Source organism: Bifidobacterium sp. SO4, from assembly GCF_018555355.1.
Lineage (GTDB): Bacteria > Actinomycetota > Actinomycetes > Actinomycetales > Bifidobacteriaceae > Bifidobacterium > Bifidobacterium miconisargentati.
Genome location: NZ_JAFEJP010000008.1, coordinates 40,544 through 57,527 on the forward strand (window position 1 = coordinate 40,544; position 16,984 = coordinate 57,527).

Consider the following 16,984-nt stretch of genomic DNA (forward strand, 5'->3'; position numbering starts at 1 on the left):
CTGGTGCCCATGACGGTGACTATTGCCAGGCTTTCCGGACCGGTGGACTTTTTCTCTATCGGACAGTTCGTCTCCGGGCCGGGGTGGCGTCATATGAGACGCACTATCGATACCTATGAATTGGTGGTGGTGCGACGCGGAGTGCTCCCGATGCGCGTGGGCGACCGATACATCCGCGTCAACGCTGGTCGGATAGCCTTATTGCCGCCGGACGTAGAACATGAGGGTTCCGCAATTATTACTGACAACATTGAATTTCACTGGATGCACTTCCTGTTGCCAGATGCGCATGTCGTGTCCGATGATGATATGCCGCAGGATAGTCGGTATTTGGTGCTTCCCGACGTACGTGCGGCTGCTGATCTGGACCGATTGACGGTGATGTGCGATCAATTGAGTGATGTCTATGCGCGGTTTGGGCCATATTCCAATGCGTATTGTGATTATCTCGCAACTAGCCTATTACTGGAGGTTAGTGCGCAAGAACGGCTCAAGTCTGATTTTCGTGGATATCGAACGATTACCGGATACGCGGCAGATCGTCTGGTCATCACGGGGAAGGATCGTGCACGCCAGGAACAGCGCCGTGTGGTGCACCAGGCCGAGACGAGCAGTTTGAATGCAGGACTGGAGCCGATGCTTGCAATTCGTTCTTGGATTTTGGCCAATGCTTGCGACCGTATTACGGTAGCTGGGATAGCGAAGAGGTTCCATTACTCGCCGAGCTATTTGACCGCGATGTACCGGCGTGTATTCGGTGTAACTGTAACCGAACAGATAACGGAATACCGAATCGATCGTGCACGTGAATTGCTCAGTGCCACGACATCCAGCATTGCGGATATCGCATGCGAATCCGGGTATGACGATCCTAAGTATTTCATGCGAGTATTTAAACGTCGTACAGGGTTGACGCCCAAGCAATATCGCGAGGCGTTTCCTGTACGCCTATACAACTCGTTGTAGGACGAAACGCTGCCGGTATCATCGATTTGCCAGATCGGCAGGTTGTGGCATAATAAACAAGTTGCCTTTTGGTGACATGGATAAGTGTCCGAGCGGTCTAAGGAGCACGCCTCGAAAGCGTGTGAGGTTAACCCCTCCGCGAGTTCGAATCTCGCCTTATCCGCCTCTGGGGTTTCAGGCCACTCGCCTGAAACCCCTTTTTCATGCCGAAAACGTTGCAATTGCAACGTTTATCCGACTTCCTCCGTTTTATGTCTGTTGATGTCATGTGAATGTGAGCGCATCCGTGCGTTCTGCTACGTTGGGATGTGACGCCGTTACATGCGGCGTTCCCGTTGATATGACGGGCCGTTACCGGTGGTGAACCGGTAGCAAAAAGGCCCGGTGCTGGAACATCGGGCCTTGTTGTGGCTAGCGGCTTACTACCGCAAACCAAAGGTTACGAAATGAAGCATATCACGATGCATGGCACGCTGACCGTGAATGGGCGAACCGTGATTATCCATATGGGTGATCAAGAGGCGACTGCAACGGTTGACGGCACGTTGTTCAACGTGTGCAGTCTATGGCAGCTTTACCAGTTGCTGAGACTGCTCGTGTAGCGTTCATTAAGGGCGTGGCGTTCCTCGTGCGCGTCGCGCCCGTAACCTTGTAGCAGCTATTCGCAAAGACTAAATGACCTGAACGGCAGAAGATGAATGAGTTCTGAATCTGGAGCGGCGTTCTTGTCTTGCCTCAACATACGTGGCCTGTGACAGTTCTATCGGATCGTTCGTAACTCATATGGAATATGAACAACAACGTTGCGGCAACAAGTGAGAACGGAATGCCGGCCAACGCAGTGAGATGATAATTGGAACCGAACGTATCCAATACGCCGCCGCCGACGGCTGCGCCGATGGAGTTGCCGAAATTGAATCCGATCTGTACGAGCGCGGCCGCGACCATTTCTCCGCCTCCTTCGCCGATCTCCACCATGACCAGCTGTTGTGGTGAATTGACGAAGAACATGCCGCATGCGCACAAGAAAGTTAGCAGCGCGGTGGTTGGCATCGATCCTGGATCCAATGCGATAAGCAGCAGGGTTATGCAGATCATGCCTTGACCGAGTGAAGATGCTATACCGGGATGCCATAGATCCGCTAACTTACCGCCGGCAATGCCGCCGACCACCATGCCGAATCCGGCCAATGCCATGAGTGCGGGCGTGATTGATGAGGGAAAACCTCCAACCTGAGTGAGCCAAGGGGACACGTAGCTCCACCAGCAAAACACGCCGGAACTGCCTAGCAGCACGGCTCCAAGTATCAGCCATGGTCTTGGTGTGACGAGAAAGCGAAATTGTCCGCGAAGTCCTGCGTCCTTGATAGGCGCAAGGTTTGGCAGCCACAGACTGATTAGGAACAGCGTGATGGTTGCCCAGAGTCCTAATGTCGCAAAAGCGAGTCTCCAGGTCAATAATTCGCCCAGCAGCGTGCCTGCTGACACTCCCAGCATGTTGGCTATGGTCTGGCCGGTCAGCACGATGGAGACTGCGACGGCTTCATGCCCGGGTTTTGCCAATCGTTTGGCCACAACGGAAGCTGTGCCGAAGAATGCGCCGTGCGGAAGCCCGGAGATGAAACGCGCAGCAATGAGCATCGCATAGCTTGATGAGAATGCGGCTAGGAGGTTTCCGGCGGCGATGAGGGCTGTAAATCCGACGAGGAGCTGCTTCGGTGCTATGCGTCGGCCAAAAATGAGCATCAATGTGCCGAAGCAGACTCCGATGGCGTATGAGGATATGAAATGTCCTGCGGTCGGAATGTCCACGCCGAGTTCTGAAGCGGTGCGTGGCAATACGCCCATCATGACGAATTCTGCTGCCCCTAGAGCGAATGCTCCGAAAGATAGTGTGAGAAGGCTCTTTTTCATTGGAGGATTCCTGTTCTTGGGATTCTGTTTGTGTGGAGCGAGGATTTGTTGCGCTGCGATGCGCAAGAAAAATAATGATGTGTTTAATGATACAGCGTTGTATTGACTGGTGCTCTATGACTGTGTTGATGTCATATTGTAAGCACCGGAGGTGATGCTGGCTTAGGGGAGAATAGTGAGGTGGGAGCCGGCGTGTTCGTTGATATTTCAACGGTCTTAGCTATTGAAGGAAGGATTGGTTGCGCGGGATGATTCCTTGTTGTATCATTGTTTCCATCAAGAAGTACAATGTTGTATCAAATAAGTAACTAAGGTGAATTCAGGAAGACAATGGCTGTCTGATTTATTTATTTGGGACAACGTTGTATCGAACTTCATGTGAGCAAAGGAGAGCACATGTCAGAGCAGACGTCCACTACAAATTCAGATTCCTCCCGCCTGATCGTCGATGATGACTTCGAAGTCGCTCCGGTGAACGACCGCCTGTTCGGCTCGTTCGTGGAGCATCTTGGCCGCTGCGTCTATGACGGTATCTACGAGCCCGGCCATCCCGAGGCCGATGAGGACGGTTTCCGCAGGGACGTCATCGAGCTGGTCCGCGAGCTCGGCGCCACCACCATCCGTTATCCCGGCGGCAACTTCGTTTCCGGCTACCGCTGGGAGGACGGCGTGGGTCCCAAGGAGGAGCGCCCGCGTCGCCTCGACCTGGCGTGGCATTCCACTGAGACCAACCAGTTCGGTTTGCATGAGATGGCCAAGTGGCTGGAGAAGGTCGGTGGCAACGAGCTCATGGAGGCCGTGAACCTGGGCACCCGTGGTCTGGAGGAGGCGCTTGACCTGCTCGAATACGCCAATATTCCCGGTGGTACCAGGCTTTCGGAGGAGCGTCGCGCCAATGGTGCGGACCAGCCGTTCGGTATCAAGATGTGGTGCCTGGGCAACGAGATGGACGGCCCGTGGCAGACCGGCCACAAGAGCGCGGAGGATTACGGCACGCTCGCCGCATCGGTGGCCGCCGGCATGCACATGATCGACCCCGATGTGGAACTCGTGGTGTGCGGCTCCTCCAGCCATTCCATGGACACGTTCGGCAAATGGGAGGAGACCGTTCTCGAGAAGACCTATGAGAACGTCGACTTCGTCTCCTGCCACGCCTACTACCACCCCGAATTCCAGGCCGACGGCACCCGCGACATGAAGAGCTTCATGGCCTCCGGCGTGGACATGGACGGTTTCATCAGGGATGTGGCCGCCGCCATCGACGCCACCAAGGCCCGGCTCAAGAGCAAGCACGACGTGTTCATCTCGTTCGACGAATGGAACGTCTGGTACATCGACGAGGAACCGAGCAGGAACCCGGAAGGCATCGGCAACTGGCCGGTCGCCCCGCGTCTGCTGGAGGACGTCTACTCCGCGGCCGACGCCGTGGTGTTCGGCGATCTCATGATCACGCTGCTCAGGAACGCCGACCGCGTGCATGCCGCGAGCCTGGCCCAGCTGGTCAACGTCATCGCCCCGATTATGACCGAACCCGGCGGTCCTGCCTGGCGTCAGACCACGTTCTACCCGTTCGCGCTGACCGCCAAGTACGCCAAGGGCGGCACGGTCCTGGAGCCGAAGCTCGCCACCGGCACCTATGAGACCGCCAAGTACGGCGAGGTGCCGATCGTCAACGCCGTGGCCGTGCGTGGCGCGGACGGTTCCGTGACCGTATTCGTGACCAACCGTTCGCTGGAGCAGGCCAATGACTTCGAGATTCGTCTGCCGGAAGGCAGTGGCCCTGCGGTCGAGGCCCGGACCCTGCACGAGGACGACCTCTTCGCCCGGAACACCCGTGACGATCAGAACCGCGTGACTCTGCACGCCAACGACACCGCCGTCCTCGACCTCGAAACCGGCACCGTCCACGTGACCCTGCCGCCGGCCTCCTGGACCGCCGTTCATATCAGGTAATATTCAATCGCTTTCCTTCCTCCTTCCTTATTGGTTTCGCCGTTAGCGGTGAACGCGAACGGCGAAACCGTCTCTCTTAATGACTAAGCAGTGTTGCTTCGCGTCTCAGAAAGGATTCAAGACATGGTAGTAAATCAGTTCAGTTCATGCCAAGGAACTTCGCTGACGCCTGTTGATGGTCGTCTGATTTGGCGCGTTGATGATGTGTGCATGGTTTTCTCAGTGAATGATGAAGCGCCAGTTATGCTTGTTGGAGTATCAGGTAAAGGTATGACTCCCGCAGATCAATTAGCTGAGGAGACGGGAGCGTCGCCGATAATTGAAGTGCTCACTTCCACTTCGGGCCGCACCATGAATCATCAACGTCTGACTGATACCAGGGAGGGCAACAATCTGCGATTCACTGCGGCATATGCTTATGAAGAAGGCAATCGTCGTGTATTGCGCATTGATCAGCAAGACGATGCTTCTGGACTGCTTGCCGAAACGATGTTCTCGGTATTCTGTGATGTAAACGCAGTCAATTGTTGCTCCCGCATTGCTTCCCGACGCAGACTACCGGTTGAGGCAGTCTCTTCTTTGAACATCACTGTGCCCTTGAATGCCGCTAAAGCTACAGTCGATACGACTGAAGTATATTGGGCAACGAGTACTTGGGCGGCGGAAAACGACTGGCATCACGCACCGTTACGTAAATCTGGTCTGCCAGATATCAATACCGTAATTAACCCGCGTGTACCGGGTGCCCGGTTCGCCCTTTCCTCTCGATCGGCATGGTCCACTGGAGAGAAGTTGCCTATAGGCATTATTACGCTGGGAGAAGGTGCCCGGTGCTCGCTAATCTGGCAGATTGAGCATAACGGTCCGTGGACTTGGGAAATCGGCGAAGGCGTTGAAGGTCTTCATGTTACTGCTGGTGGTCCCAATGCTGATGACCATCAATGGACTGTGGTGCTTGATGAGTCTACGGATTTCACCACGGTTCCGGCAAGTTTTGCTATTTGCGCTGGAGATTGGCAGCAAGCTATTGAGCAGATGACCTTGAACCGTCGAGCTTTGCGCTCGGAGCGTTTGGCTGCTAACAGACAAGATCATGAATCCGAGCAAATGGTCATCTACAACGACTATATGAACACGCTGTTTGGTGATCCGACTCTCGACAAGGAACTGCCGCTAATCGAAGCTGCTGGCCGACTCGGTGTGGATGTGTTCTGCATCGATGCAGGATGGTATGACAGCAACAACGGTGGTTGGTGGGATATGGTCGGCGAATGGAAGCCCTCAACCAATCGATTCGGTGAAGTCGGCTTGCATGGTGTCGCGGACGCCATTCATCAAGCCGGTATGGAACTTGGCCTATGGGTTGAGCCTGAAGTGGTGGGTGTACGTTCTCCGATTGCAGCAAAACTCCCGAACTCAGCTTTCTTCTGCCGCAACGGTGAGCGTGTGGCTGATGATGGCCGATACCATCTTGATTTTCGTTCTTCTGCGGCACGTGCTCACATGGATGCTGCGATTGATCGGCTGGTCGATGAGTTCCACCCGATGTTCTTCAAGTTCGACTACAACACCGTACCTGGCGTTGGCACGCAGATTGATACTCCTTATTTAGGTGCCGGATTGCTGGGACACAGTAGGGCGTACGTCCAGTGGTTAGATGATTTGAAGCGTCGCTATCCCGGACTGATCATCGAAAACTGCAGCTCGGGTGCCATGCGCGCAGATTATGCAATGCTGCAGCGTCTGGATCTGCAGTCCACCTCAGACCAGTGTGATCCCGCCATTTATGCTGCCATTGCTTCAGCAGCGTCCATGTCGATTCTGCCTGAACAGCAGGGAAACTGGGGATATGCACAACAGGAAATGGATGATGAGACTGCAGTCTTTACGTTAGCTGCGGGAATTGCTGGCAGACTGTATCTTTCCGGTTTTGTAAACCGTATGGATGAACGGCGGCTGGACTTGGTGCGCAATGCAATTAACGTGCATCGTCAGGTACTTGCACATCAAACGCAGCAAGTACCGTTCTGGCCATTGGGGCTTCCTGATTTCCAGGGTGATTGGCTCTCTAGCGGATTGAGACCGCAAGACGGTTCCGATATCCGAACCGGATATATGACGGTCTGGCATCGTACAGGCAATCGGTCCATTGTGGTTGAAATTCCCCATGGAGCTTCAATCAGCCAAATATTCCCCACTCCGGGATTGGTCAATCTCAATCAAGCCATCGATTGGCAGATTGAACCGGTTGATGAGACGCATGTCCGTCTCATAATTTCGTCCAGTCGTCCAAGCGCTAGGGTGTTCGCGGTCTCCATGCCGGAGCTTTGCGAATAGTAAAAGATTTTGTCTGCACAACAACGTGCAGGCATAACAAGTAAGGAGAAGAACAATGAAGCACCACCTCTTGAGAAATGCGGTTGCTGCGGTCAGCGCAATGGCGATGCTGACTTCCTTCGCCGCGTGTGGCGGCGGTGAAACCGCACAGTCCGATGAGAAGGAACTGACGATTTCCTGGTATTACTCTTCCGGCGGCGGCGACACGTGGGAACGTGCCATCAAGCTATACAAGAAGCAGAACCCGGATGTGAAGATTAATGAGGTTCACACGTCCTTCCCGCAGATGCAGAAGAATGCTGCTCTGACTCTTCAGGCTGATGATGCTCCGGATGTGGCTCTCTACAATCAGGGCACCAGCTCCGTGGGCAACCTTGCTTCTCAGGGCATCCTTGCCGATCTGAGTGAATACGCTGATAAGTATGGCTGGACTGATATTCTGCCGGAATCTATTCAGACCGTAGCCAAGTACAAGGCTGATGATGGTGGCATTATGTCTCCCGATGGCCAGTGGTACGGCGTTCCGGTCAATGGCGAGTTTGTGCTGGTCTACTACAACCAGGATATGTTTGATGCCAATGGCATCGCCATTCCGGAAACCTTCGATGAGCTTGAGTCTGCCATGCAACAGTTCGTGGATAAGGGCATCACTCCAGTGGCTTTCGAGGGCAATGAGACCGCTTCCCAGCATCTCTGGTATCAGCTGGTGCTTTCCAAAGCCGATCGCCAGTTCGTCAATGATTATCAGTCGTATGAGCATGATGTAGACTTCTCCAGCGAGCCGTTTACCTATGCCGCCAATAAATTCTCTGAATGGGTTAAGAAGGGCTACCTGCCGAGCAATTCTGGTGGTTTGGTAGCTGAGGATATGATTACGCAGTTCTGCGCGGGCGACTACCCGATTATGTTCTCTGGCTCTTGGTGGTTCGGCCGTGTCAATCAGGACGGTAAATTCAAGAGTACTTTCCGTGCGCTGCCTGGCAACGAAAAGCTTAATACCGGTGCTACTGGCAAACTGTGGGTTGTGCCGGAGACATCTAAGCACAAGGATCTTGCCGCCGATTTCCTGAACTTCCTGCTGTCTAAGGATGTGCAGAATATGCTTGCCACGGAAGCTGCCTTGCCGTTCAATGCATCTTCTGACTACTCCATTGATTCGCTGCCTGCCGAGCTGAAGAATCCGCTGGGTACGTTTGACGACATGCAGGATTCTGCCAAGGAATTCAATGAAGTCTTCAAGCAGCTGCTCGACAACGACGCCATCGCTCTGTATCCGGATTGGCCGAGTGCAGGCATGTATGATGCATTGAACTCCGCTCTTCAGGGCCTGATTAACGGTAACTCTACCCCGGAGCAGGCGACCGATGAAATCAAGGCCGCCTACGAGGAGGGTAAGGCCGATCTGGGTCTGTAAGGGCTCACAATTCCCACGATTCCGGCCCGTCAGCTGTACTCGTTGACGGGCCGGGACCTTGGACCAATCACAACGGCGTGCATTGACGAGGAGGAGACAATGTCGCAGGCCATCGGCTCGTCTCATGCAAAGAAGCAACGTACAAAGAACGAGAAAATATATGAAAAACGAGCTCGTAGCGGATACGGGCGGTATTTGATTCCAGGAGCCGTGGGAACCATCGTAGTGTTGTTGGTTCCGTTTGTGGCGAATCTATGGATTTCACTACACAGTTGGCGCGGTGGACGCAGCAGAATGAAGTTTATTGGCTTGGATAATTACACCAAGCTGTTGGGAGATGAAAAATTCTGGACTTCATTCAGCAATTCGCTGTACATGATTGTGGCCATGGTGATTATTCCGTTGCTCATCGGTTTGGTGCTCGCTGCGGTGCTGTTCGACTACATTGGCCGTGAATTCGGCGGCAAGACTTCCAGCTTCCTTCGTGCTTGCTACTATCTTCCGCAGATTCTGCCGGTTGGCGTGGCTGGCATCCTATGGAACTGGATTCTCAATTCTCAGACCGGCGCCATCAACCGAATCCTTGCGGGATTCTTCGGCATGGATAAGACTCCGGATTGGCTTGGCGACCCTGATTTAGCCATTTACGCGGTGATGCTGATGCTGGTTTGGAGCCAGATTGGCTACCCTGTGGTCATCTTCATGTCGGCACTTGGGCGCGTCGATCCGGAACTCTATGAGGCTGCGGCTCTGGACGGTGCTGGATGGTGGCGTCGATTCACGGCTATCACCTTGCCTCAGATTAAGCCCGAGATTTTCGTAGTTGTGTTGACCTGTACCGTTGCCGCGCTTAAGGTCTTCGGCCCGGTTTACATGTTGACCAAAGGTGGTCCGCAAAGCTCAACGCTGGTGCCTTCCTACTATTCGTACATCAATTTCTTCGGCAAGTCCCAAATCGGCTATGGCGCGGCAATCGCCAGTGTATTGGCAATCGTCATCGCCATCGTGGCATCGGTCATCATGATATTCCAAAATCGCAGTGCTGCACGTGAACGTGAAGGAGCTCTGATCTCATGAGCGCGTCATCATCAGTAAAAACCACGATACAGCGTCGTATGACGCGCATCGAACGTAAGGATGAAGCTCGTGGAACTAGCAATCGCAAGCCGTTCGATCCGTTGCGTTGGATAATCCTGCTTGCTTGTGTACTCTTTGCCATTTTGATTCTCTCTCCGTTGTTCCTGATGTTGCTTAATGCGTTCAAGACTTCAGCGGATTACACACAGAACGGCCCTCTTAGTTTCCCTAAGGAACTGTATTTCGGCGGCCTTATCAACTTCTGGAAAGCCACGAATTTTCCAGTCAAATTCTGGAACTCTCTATGGATTTCTGTGGTTTCTGCGCTTATTTCGGTAGTGCTCTCTCTGTTTAACTCTTATGCTCTTGGTATAGGACGTGTACGCGGAAGTTCGCTGATTGTGGCATTGTTCATGATTCTGACGATGCTTCCAGGTGAAGGCTTCATCTACCCACTGTTCTACATGTTCAATGCGGTAGGTATGGGCAATTCTCAGTGGACAATCGTGATTATTTGCGGCATCATCAACATGGCATTCGGCACATATCTGCTGAGTTCGGTGATGTCTACGTTCCCCAAGGAATTGCTGGAGGCGGCACAGATTGATGGTGCCGGAAGGTGGCGTACCCTCAAGGATGTTGTGTTCCCGATTATGAAGTCCAACTGTGCAGTGCTGTTCATCTTCTTCTTCATCTGGACTTGGAACGAGTTCTACTTCACGCTCATCTTCTTGGTCACTGGTGACACGCAGACGATTCCACTGGCAATTGCATCGCTACAAGGCGACCGCATCATGGATGTGCCGACCATCAATGCAGGAAGCCTTATCTCTCTTATCCCCGCATTCGTCTTCTTCCTGCTGTTCCAGCGGACTCTTACCAAGGGCATTACTGCTGGCGCAGTGAAGTAAGCGAGTCGATTCTCGAGGCCGGTGGTGTTCCTTTCCTCTCTCCTCCCCATCGGCCTTGGGTATCGTTTATTGTTCGTTATCGCAGTTCGATGAAGAGCTGTGGTATTACAAGAAAGGTAATAACAGATATGAAGTTCTCTGATGGATACTGGCGCGTACGCGAAGGATTCACGGCAGCTTGGGCCCGCCAGACGCACGATATTGCAATCAATGAGAGCAGCGTATGTGCGCATGCCTCAGCCAATTTGGTCAATGGGCGAGGCGATTCTCTTGGCGGTCCCGTGTTCACCGTCACATTGTCCACTCCGGCAGAAGGAATCATCAAGGTAGTTGAACAGCATTTCCGTGGAGCCGTTGATCCCGGTCCGCATTTCCAACTGAATGTTGATGAGCATGCGAATTTCGAAGCGGAAACCACCGATGAAGGTACTGTATTGCGCGCAGGATCCTTGGAAGCGGTGATTTCCGCACCCGGAGAAATCTGGTCTATAGATTTCCGTGCTAATGGTCGCAGTCTGACGGGGACCTCGTATAAAGGTCTTGGTGCATATACAGAACAGGCCACTGGTGCGCATTACATGCGTGAACAGCTGCGTTTGGCTTTGGACGAAAAGGTGTATGGCTTGGGCGAGCGTTTCGGCCACTTCGTCAAAAATGGTCAGACCGTGGAAATGTGGAATTCGGATGCCGGTACTTCTTCGGATGCCGTATACAAGGCCATCCCGTTCTACTGGACGAACAATGGTTATGGCGTATTTGTAAACCATAGTGAGGATGTCTCCTTTGAGGTCGGATCTGAAACTGTCGGTAAAGTGCAGTTCTCCGTCAAGGGGCATCGACTCGAATATTACGTAATCAATGGTCCTGAGCCGAAGGATGTGCTGCGTCGATACACTGAGCTGACAGGTCGTGCTCCCTACTTGCCGGCTTGGTCTTACGGCTTGTGGCTGACCACATCGTTCCTTACTGATTACGATGACAAGACCGTTGCCGGCTTTGTGGATGGCATGCGTGAACGTGATATTCCGCTGTCCGTGTTCCACTACGATTGCTTCTGGCTTAAGGAATACCATTTCTGCGATTTCGAATGGGACGGTGACATGTTCCGTGATCCAAAAGGAACTATCGCCGAGCACCACCGTAAGGGGCTTAAGGTCTGCGTCTGGATTAACTCGTATCTAAGCTCCATGTCTCCGCTCTTTGATGAGGCGATGGAAAAGGGATATCTGTTGAAGCTGCCAGACGGTAGCGTGTATGAGACTGATTTCTGGCAGCCCGGAATGGGCCTCGTGGACTTCTCGAAGCCCGAAGCTCGTGAATGGTATTGTTCCAAATTGGAAAAGCTTATCGACATGGGCGTGGACTGCTTCAAAACTGATTTCGGCGAATCAGTGCCGACCAATGTAGTGTATGAGGACGGTTCCGATCCAGTCAAGATGCACAATTACTACACGTATTTGTACAACAAGACGGTTTATGAATTCCTTGAGCGCAAGATGGGCAAGGGGCAAGCTGTACTGTTTGCTCGGTCAGCTACGGTTGGCGGTCAGCAGTTCCCGGTGCATTGGGGCGGTGACTGTGAATCCACGTACACTGCCATGGCGGAATCGTTGCGTGGTGGTCTGTCTCTAATGTCCTCTGGTTTCGGCTATTGGGCGCATGACATTGGCGGTTTCGAAGGTAACCCCGGTCCCGATCTGTACAAGCGTTGGGTGCAGTTCGGCTTGCTTTCCACACATTCGCGTCTGCATGGCTCTCACTCGGTACGTGTCCCGTGGGCCTTCGATGAAGAATCTTGCGATGTCCTGCGCAAGTTCACGAAACTGAAGCTGTCGCTACTGCCGTATCTGGCTTGTGGCTCAAAGCAGGTCAGTGAGGAAGGCGTACCGTTGATGCGTCCGATGGCGTTGGAATTCCCGCATGATCCGGCTACTGAATATCTTGATCGTCAATATATGCTCGGCGGAGATTTGCTGGTCGCTCCTGTATTCTCGCCAGATGGCGTGGTCAAGTACTATGTACCGGAAGGAACATGGACGAATGTACTCAATGGCGAACAAATCACCGGACCGAAGTGGGTGGAAGAGCAGTTCGATTATCTGTCGATGCCGCTACTTGCACGTCCGGGGGCCATTATTCCTATGCAAGAAGGCCGGAATGACACTGAAGGTGATTTGGTCAAAGGCGTGACGCTAAAGGTATACTGTGCCGAATCGCTCGGTTCTGAGTGGAAGACAGTAGCGCTCCGTCGAGGATTCGAGGAGGATTCCGCCGAAGTCAGGTTCCGTGTTCGTTATGTTGATGGAACGCTGGAAGCTCGTTCCGAAGATGTGGCCGATAACTGGATGGTGGAATATGACGGTCATCGAGCTCAAGCCGAATCCGGATCAGTAGTTCTGCCACTGTAATCAATGCAGCATGAGGCATAAGTAGGCGCCGAGATGTCTGTTCGCACCAGCATCTCGGCGTTTACTGTATACGGCGTGATTTGTTGTAATTCTGATTAGAATTGAGGAAACCATGGATGTGCAGACGATGACGATGCCACGGCAGGATTTCTTAAGGAGAACAATGACCAGCCGCGTAACAATCAAGGACGTGGCCCGCGAGGCCGACGTCTCCATCAAAACCGTGTCCAACGTCATCAACGGCACCGGTCGTATGCGGCCCGACACCCGTGAGCGGGTGGAGAACGCCATGCGTAAGCTCGGCTACACGGTCAACCTGTCCGCCCGCGCCATCCGTTCCGGCGGCACCCGGCTCATCGGCCTCAACATCTTCGACTTCTCCCAGCCGTTTGCGCCCTACCTGACCGACAAGGTCATCGAATTCGCCAAGGCCCGGCAATACGGCGTGATCATCAACACGTACGGCTCCGACGGCATGGGCCTTGCGGACAACATCGAGGAGACCTACCGTCTTGGCGCGGACGGCTGGATCTTCTTCAGCGAGCGCGCGCTCGCCGACGAGGGTGCGGTGTTGCAGCAGCCGTATCCGGTGGTGCTTGCCGGCGACTACCTCACCTACGGCAAGAGCGACTTGGTCACCATGCCCAATGTGGAAGCCGTCAAACAGTCGGTCGGCCGGCTCCTGGATTCCGGGACCAGGGCCATCGCGTTGCTGGGCGCGCCGCCCGGCATGGAGGACTGGGAAACCATCAAACGGCAGCGTGAAGGCACACAGGCGTTGCGTACCCAGGGTTATGTGCAGGCGTTTCTGGAGCGTGGTCTTGAGGTCGACTGGCGGTATGTGATTCCGGTGCACCGTTGGAACCAGCACGGCGGCGTGCAGGCCACGGCCGCAATGTTGGATTCGTTACCATGCCCGGAGGCAGTGGTCTGTCTCAACGACGCCATGGCGCTCGGTGCCGTGCATGAACTGCAGCGCCGGGGCCTGCGCATCCCCAACGATGTGCAGCTCGTCGGCTTCGACAACGTGCCGGAAGCCGAATACTCGGTGCCTGCCCTGACTACCATCGACCCGCATGTGGACGACTACGCCAAGCACGCCGTGGACATGCTCATCGACCGCATCGAAGGCTACAGCGGCCCCGCCCGCACCTACACCACCGATTTCACGCTGGTGGAGCGTGCCTCCACGCGGCTTGTCCAATGAACTTGCGGTGACGAACAATAGGTTCCTGTGCATGACAGACTGCACAGGAACAGCCGGTTACTTCCTCTGGCTCCTCCAATCCGTGATTAGACCATACAGAATGGTCACGCTAAGCAGTATTGCAAGCCATGTCCTGTCTACATAGGGAGCGAATACCACCATGGCTATCACCACGATGAGTGGATTATGCCCAGGATTACCGGGATCTGACTGAGATTTCATGGCAATCTCTTCTGTGAAATGGCAGTCGGGCCGGATGGCCCGGCCGATCGCTCATTCGCTTGGCATCTCCGGTTCAATGAAGAGTAAAGCGCATGTGCGATAGAACTATTGTGACAGAGGGGATTTCTATATGCCTGAGGCATAATCAGTAATGGCGCGTATACTGAAGCTGTCGATGAAGGAATCGGTTCAACTTCGGGGCTCTTTTTAGGTGGCCACTTGAAGCTTCGGCTCCGATGGGTTCTGATTCGGCATTAGGCGTATGACTCGCCTTGTGAAATGGTAGGAGGCCGCCGACTGTACAAGGTCGGCGGCCTCCTGTTATTCATATTCGAGCTCACTCAAACAACGCTGCGTCGCTGGCGGGGTATCCGAGCTGAATGGCGGTGTAGGCGTGCTTGGCGGCCAAGGCGGCGAGAATCGAGAGCGTGGTGTCGTCGAACTGCGCGTCGGCATCGGTAACGGCCTTGATCTCCGCGCGGGCGCAATCCATTTCGATGGCGGCGGCCGTGGGCACGCTCAGGCCGCTGGCCTTGTCCGCGATGGTGACGGGATTGGCCAGCAGCTGGCTGATGTCGTAGACCTTCTGCCGCGGGTCGGCGTGCGTTCCGGCGTTACCGTTGCCGCCGCTGTTGCCGTCGGAAGCCGAGCCACTACCGGACGAACCAGAATCGTCCGTATCGCCGGCCGTGGAATCGCCGGTCGAACCGGAACCATCGGCACTGGATGAACCGGAACCACTGGTATCAGACGAACCGGTGTCACCCCAACTGCCATCCGCCAGCGACACCAACTGCTGTCCGGCGGTCTTATGCATGTCGCTCAACGCCAGCGTCGCCCCCTCGGTCTGGCCACGGGCGGCCAGCACCTCCAACGCGAATCCCGCGCGATCCTCGGCCACGGCCATCGCATCCAGCACATCGGTCCCGGCGACCGCGGAAGTCACGCCGTCCAGACGTGCCGGCGTCACGGCAGGTTCGGTGCCGCCCAATCGGTCGGCCAGCGAAGCGAGGTCGGCCTTGGTCTGCGCGTCGCGCAGCACCCCCTCGCCGAAGCGCCCCGGACAGTACGTGGCCACGTCGATCCACTTCAGCGGAATCGACTGCCCGACCACGAAACGCACCATCATCGGCGACCCGGCCGATGCCCAATCGGCGTCATTGACCAGCGTCAACGCCTGTTCGCACGGGCTCATCGCGCGCTCCGCCTCCGCGCGGCCGGCCAGACGCGGCGCCGAACACGCCGTCAGCGAGCACAGCATCGCCCCGGCGCACGCCACAACCAGCGCGCGTCGGCCGAGAACGAACAAGGGGGAGCGTGTCTGCATGGAAACCTACACTAATAGCTAACTGTGACCACTCAAGGCCATGCGCCACATAACTTCATAGGAGGTACGGATCGATGGAACTGGACCTGACAGGAATGCACAAGCTTGCCGCTGAGCAAGGAATCGACCCCGGAACCCTGGATGAGGCGTTGGCCGAGGCCCTTCGTCTCGCCTATCTCAAGACCCCGCACGCCGCCAAGCACGCCCGCGTGGAACTGGACGAGCGCGCCGGCAGCTTCACCGTGTGGGCCGCCGATGAGATTCCGGTCGAACCCACCGAAGACGATCCGCACCCCGCCCCGAAGCTGGGCGAGGAGTACGACGACACCCCGCACGACTTCGGCCGTCTCGCCGCAGCCACCGCGCGTCAGGTCATCACCCAGCTGTTCCGCAAGGCCGAGGACGACAAGGTCTTCGGCGCCTTCTCCGGCCAGAAGGGCAAGCTCGTCACCGGTATCATCCAGCAGGACGCCTCCGACCCGGCCAACGTGCATGTGGCCATGGGTGACGTCGAGGCCATCCTGCCGCGTCGTGAGCAGGTGCCCGGCGAGCGCTACCGCCATGGCGAGCGCATCCGCGTGTACGTGGTGAACGTGGCCCGCGGCGTGCGCGGCCCGGAGATCGTGGTCTCCCGCTCCCACCCGGAGCTGGTGCGCCGTCTGTTCGAGCGCGAGGTGCCGGAGCTGGTTTCCGGTGCCGTGTCCATCATGGCCATCGCCCGCGAGGCCGGTGCCCGCACCAAGATCGCCGTCAAGGCCAACACCGAGGGCGTCAACCCGAAGGGTGCGCTGATCGGCCCCGGCGGCGCCCGCGTGCGTGCCGTCATGGAGAACCTCGGCCCGGAGAAGATCGACATCGTCGACTACTCCGAGGATCCGGCCAAGTTCGTGGCCGCCGCGCTCTCCCCGGCCGTGGCCACCGGCGTGCAGGTGATCAGCGAGAAGAACAAGACCGCCATCGCCTTCATTCACGACGATCAGCTGTCGCTGGCCATCGGCAAGGAGGGCCAGAACGCACGTCTGGCCGCCAAGCTCACCGGCTGGAAGATCGGCATCGAATCCGCCGAGGCGCACGCCAAGAAGGTGGCCGCCGAGAAGGCCGCCGAAGAGGCCGCCCAGGCCGCGCAGCCGGATCCGGCGCAGGCCGAGTAACCGTCCAGGTAACCGGACAACCGGAAGAAGGCGTTTCCCGCGGGCCGTACCCATATGGCGCGGCTCGCGGTTTTCGCATGCCTATCCAGCGTTATGA

Annotated in this window: 12 protein-coding genes and 1 tRNA gene; 11 read left to right on the plus strand and 2 right to left on the minus strand. The window is 55.6% G+C overall.

Annotated features, from left to right (window positions below; genetic code table 11):
- The first annotated feature begins 9 nt into the window (after positions 1-9).
- The 3 genes from JS536_RS06690 (at position 10) to JS536_RS06700 (ending at position 1,568) form a co-directional block, all read left to right on the plus strand.
- Entirely contained in the window at positions 10-966 is a 957-nt protein-coding gene (locus JS536_RS06690; RefSeq protein WP_214356356.1) for an AraC family transcriptional regulator, read from the plus strand.
- 78 nt (positions 967-1,044) lie between these two features.
- Positions 1,045-1,129 (plus strand) — tRNA-Ser (locus tag JS536_RS06695).
- Positions 1,130-1,412: 283 nt separating this feature from the next.
- Complete coding sequence (locus JS536_RS06700; RefSeq protein ID WP_214356309.1) at positions 1,413-1,568, plus strand: hypothetical protein; 156 nt, start codon at positions 1,413-1,415, stop codon at positions 1,566-1,568.
- A 133-nt stretch (positions 1,569-1,701) separates the two neighbouring features.
- On the opposite strand, the gene JS536_RS06705 is transcribed toward JS536_RS06700, so the two are convergent.
- Complete coding sequence (locus tag JS536_RS06705; RefSeq protein WP_214356310.1) at positions 1,702-2,880, minus strand: MFS transporter; 1,179 nt, start codon at positions 2,878-2,880, stop codon at positions 1,702-1,704.
- 396 nt (positions 2,881-3,276) lie between these two features.
- Here JS536_RS06705 and JS536_RS06710 point away from each other — a divergent pair, with 396 nt between their 5' ends.
- The 7 genes from JS536_RS06710 (at position 3,277) to JS536_RS06740 (ending at position 14,187) form a co-directional block, all read left to right on the plus strand.
- Entirely contained in the window at positions 3,277-4,833 is a 1,557-nt protein-coding gene (locus tag JS536_RS06710; RefSeq protein ID WP_214356311.1) for an alpha-N-arabinofuranosidase, read from the plus strand.
- A 123-nt stretch (positions 4,834-4,956) separates the two neighbouring features.
- On the plus strand, positions 4,957-7,170 hold the full coding sequence (locus tag JS536_RS06715; protein WP_214356312.1) for a glycoside hydrolase family 36 protein: 2,214 nt from the start codon (positions 4,957-4,959) through the stop codon (positions 7,168-7,170).
- Positions 7,171-7,225: 55 nt separating this feature from the next.
- The gene (locus JS536_RS06720) at positions 7,226-8,584 is read left to right on the plus strand and encodes an extracellular solute-binding protein (protein WP_214356313.1); all 1,359 of its coding nucleotides are present in this window, start codon (positions 7,226-7,228) and stop codon (positions 8,582-8,584) included.
- 99 nt (positions 8,585-8,683) lie between these two features.
- Positions 8,684-9,661, plus strand: a complete 978-nt coding sequence (locus JS536_RS06725) for a sugar ABC transporter permease (protein ID WP_214356314.1) — start codon at positions 8,684-8,686, stop codon at positions 9,659-9,661.
- Entirely contained in the window at positions 9,658-10,572 is a 915-nt protein-coding gene (locus JS536_RS06730) for a carbohydrate ABC transporter permease (RefSeq protein WP_240544295.1), read from the plus strand. The genes JS536_RS06725 and JS536_RS06730 overlap by 4 nt, the downstream gene beginning before the upstream one ends.
- Positions 10,573-10,700: 128 nt before the next feature.
- A complete protein-coding gene (gene yicI, locus JS536_RS06735) occupies positions 10,701-12,980 on the plus strand; it encodes an alpha-xylosidase (protein ID WP_214356315.1) in 2,280 nt (759 codons plus the stop codon).
- A gap of 163 nt (positions 12,981-13,143) precedes the next feature.
- Complete coding sequence (locus JS536_RS06740) at positions 13,144-14,187, plus strand: LacI family DNA-binding transcriptional regulator (RefSeq protein WP_214356316.1); 1,044 nt, start codon at positions 13,144-13,146, stop codon at positions 14,185-14,187.
- A gap of 559 nt (positions 14,188-14,746) precedes the next feature.
- On the opposite strand, the gene JS536_RS06745 is transcribed toward JS536_RS06740, so the two are convergent.
- Positions 14,747-15,604, minus strand: a complete 858-nt coding sequence (locus tag JS536_RS06745) for a hypothetical protein (protein ID WP_240544301.1) — start codon at positions 15,602-15,604, stop codon at positions 14,747-14,749.
- A gap of 206 nt (positions 15,605-15,810) precedes the next feature.
- Between JS536_RS06745 and nusA the strand changes: the two genes are divergently transcribed.
- Positions 15,811-16,887, plus strand: coding sequence for a transcription termination factor NusA (nusA, locus tag JS536_RS06750; protein WP_214303965.1), 1,077 nt, complete (start codon positions 15,811-15,813; stop codon positions 16,885-16,887).
- Positions 16,888-16,984 lie beyond the last annotated feature (97 nt).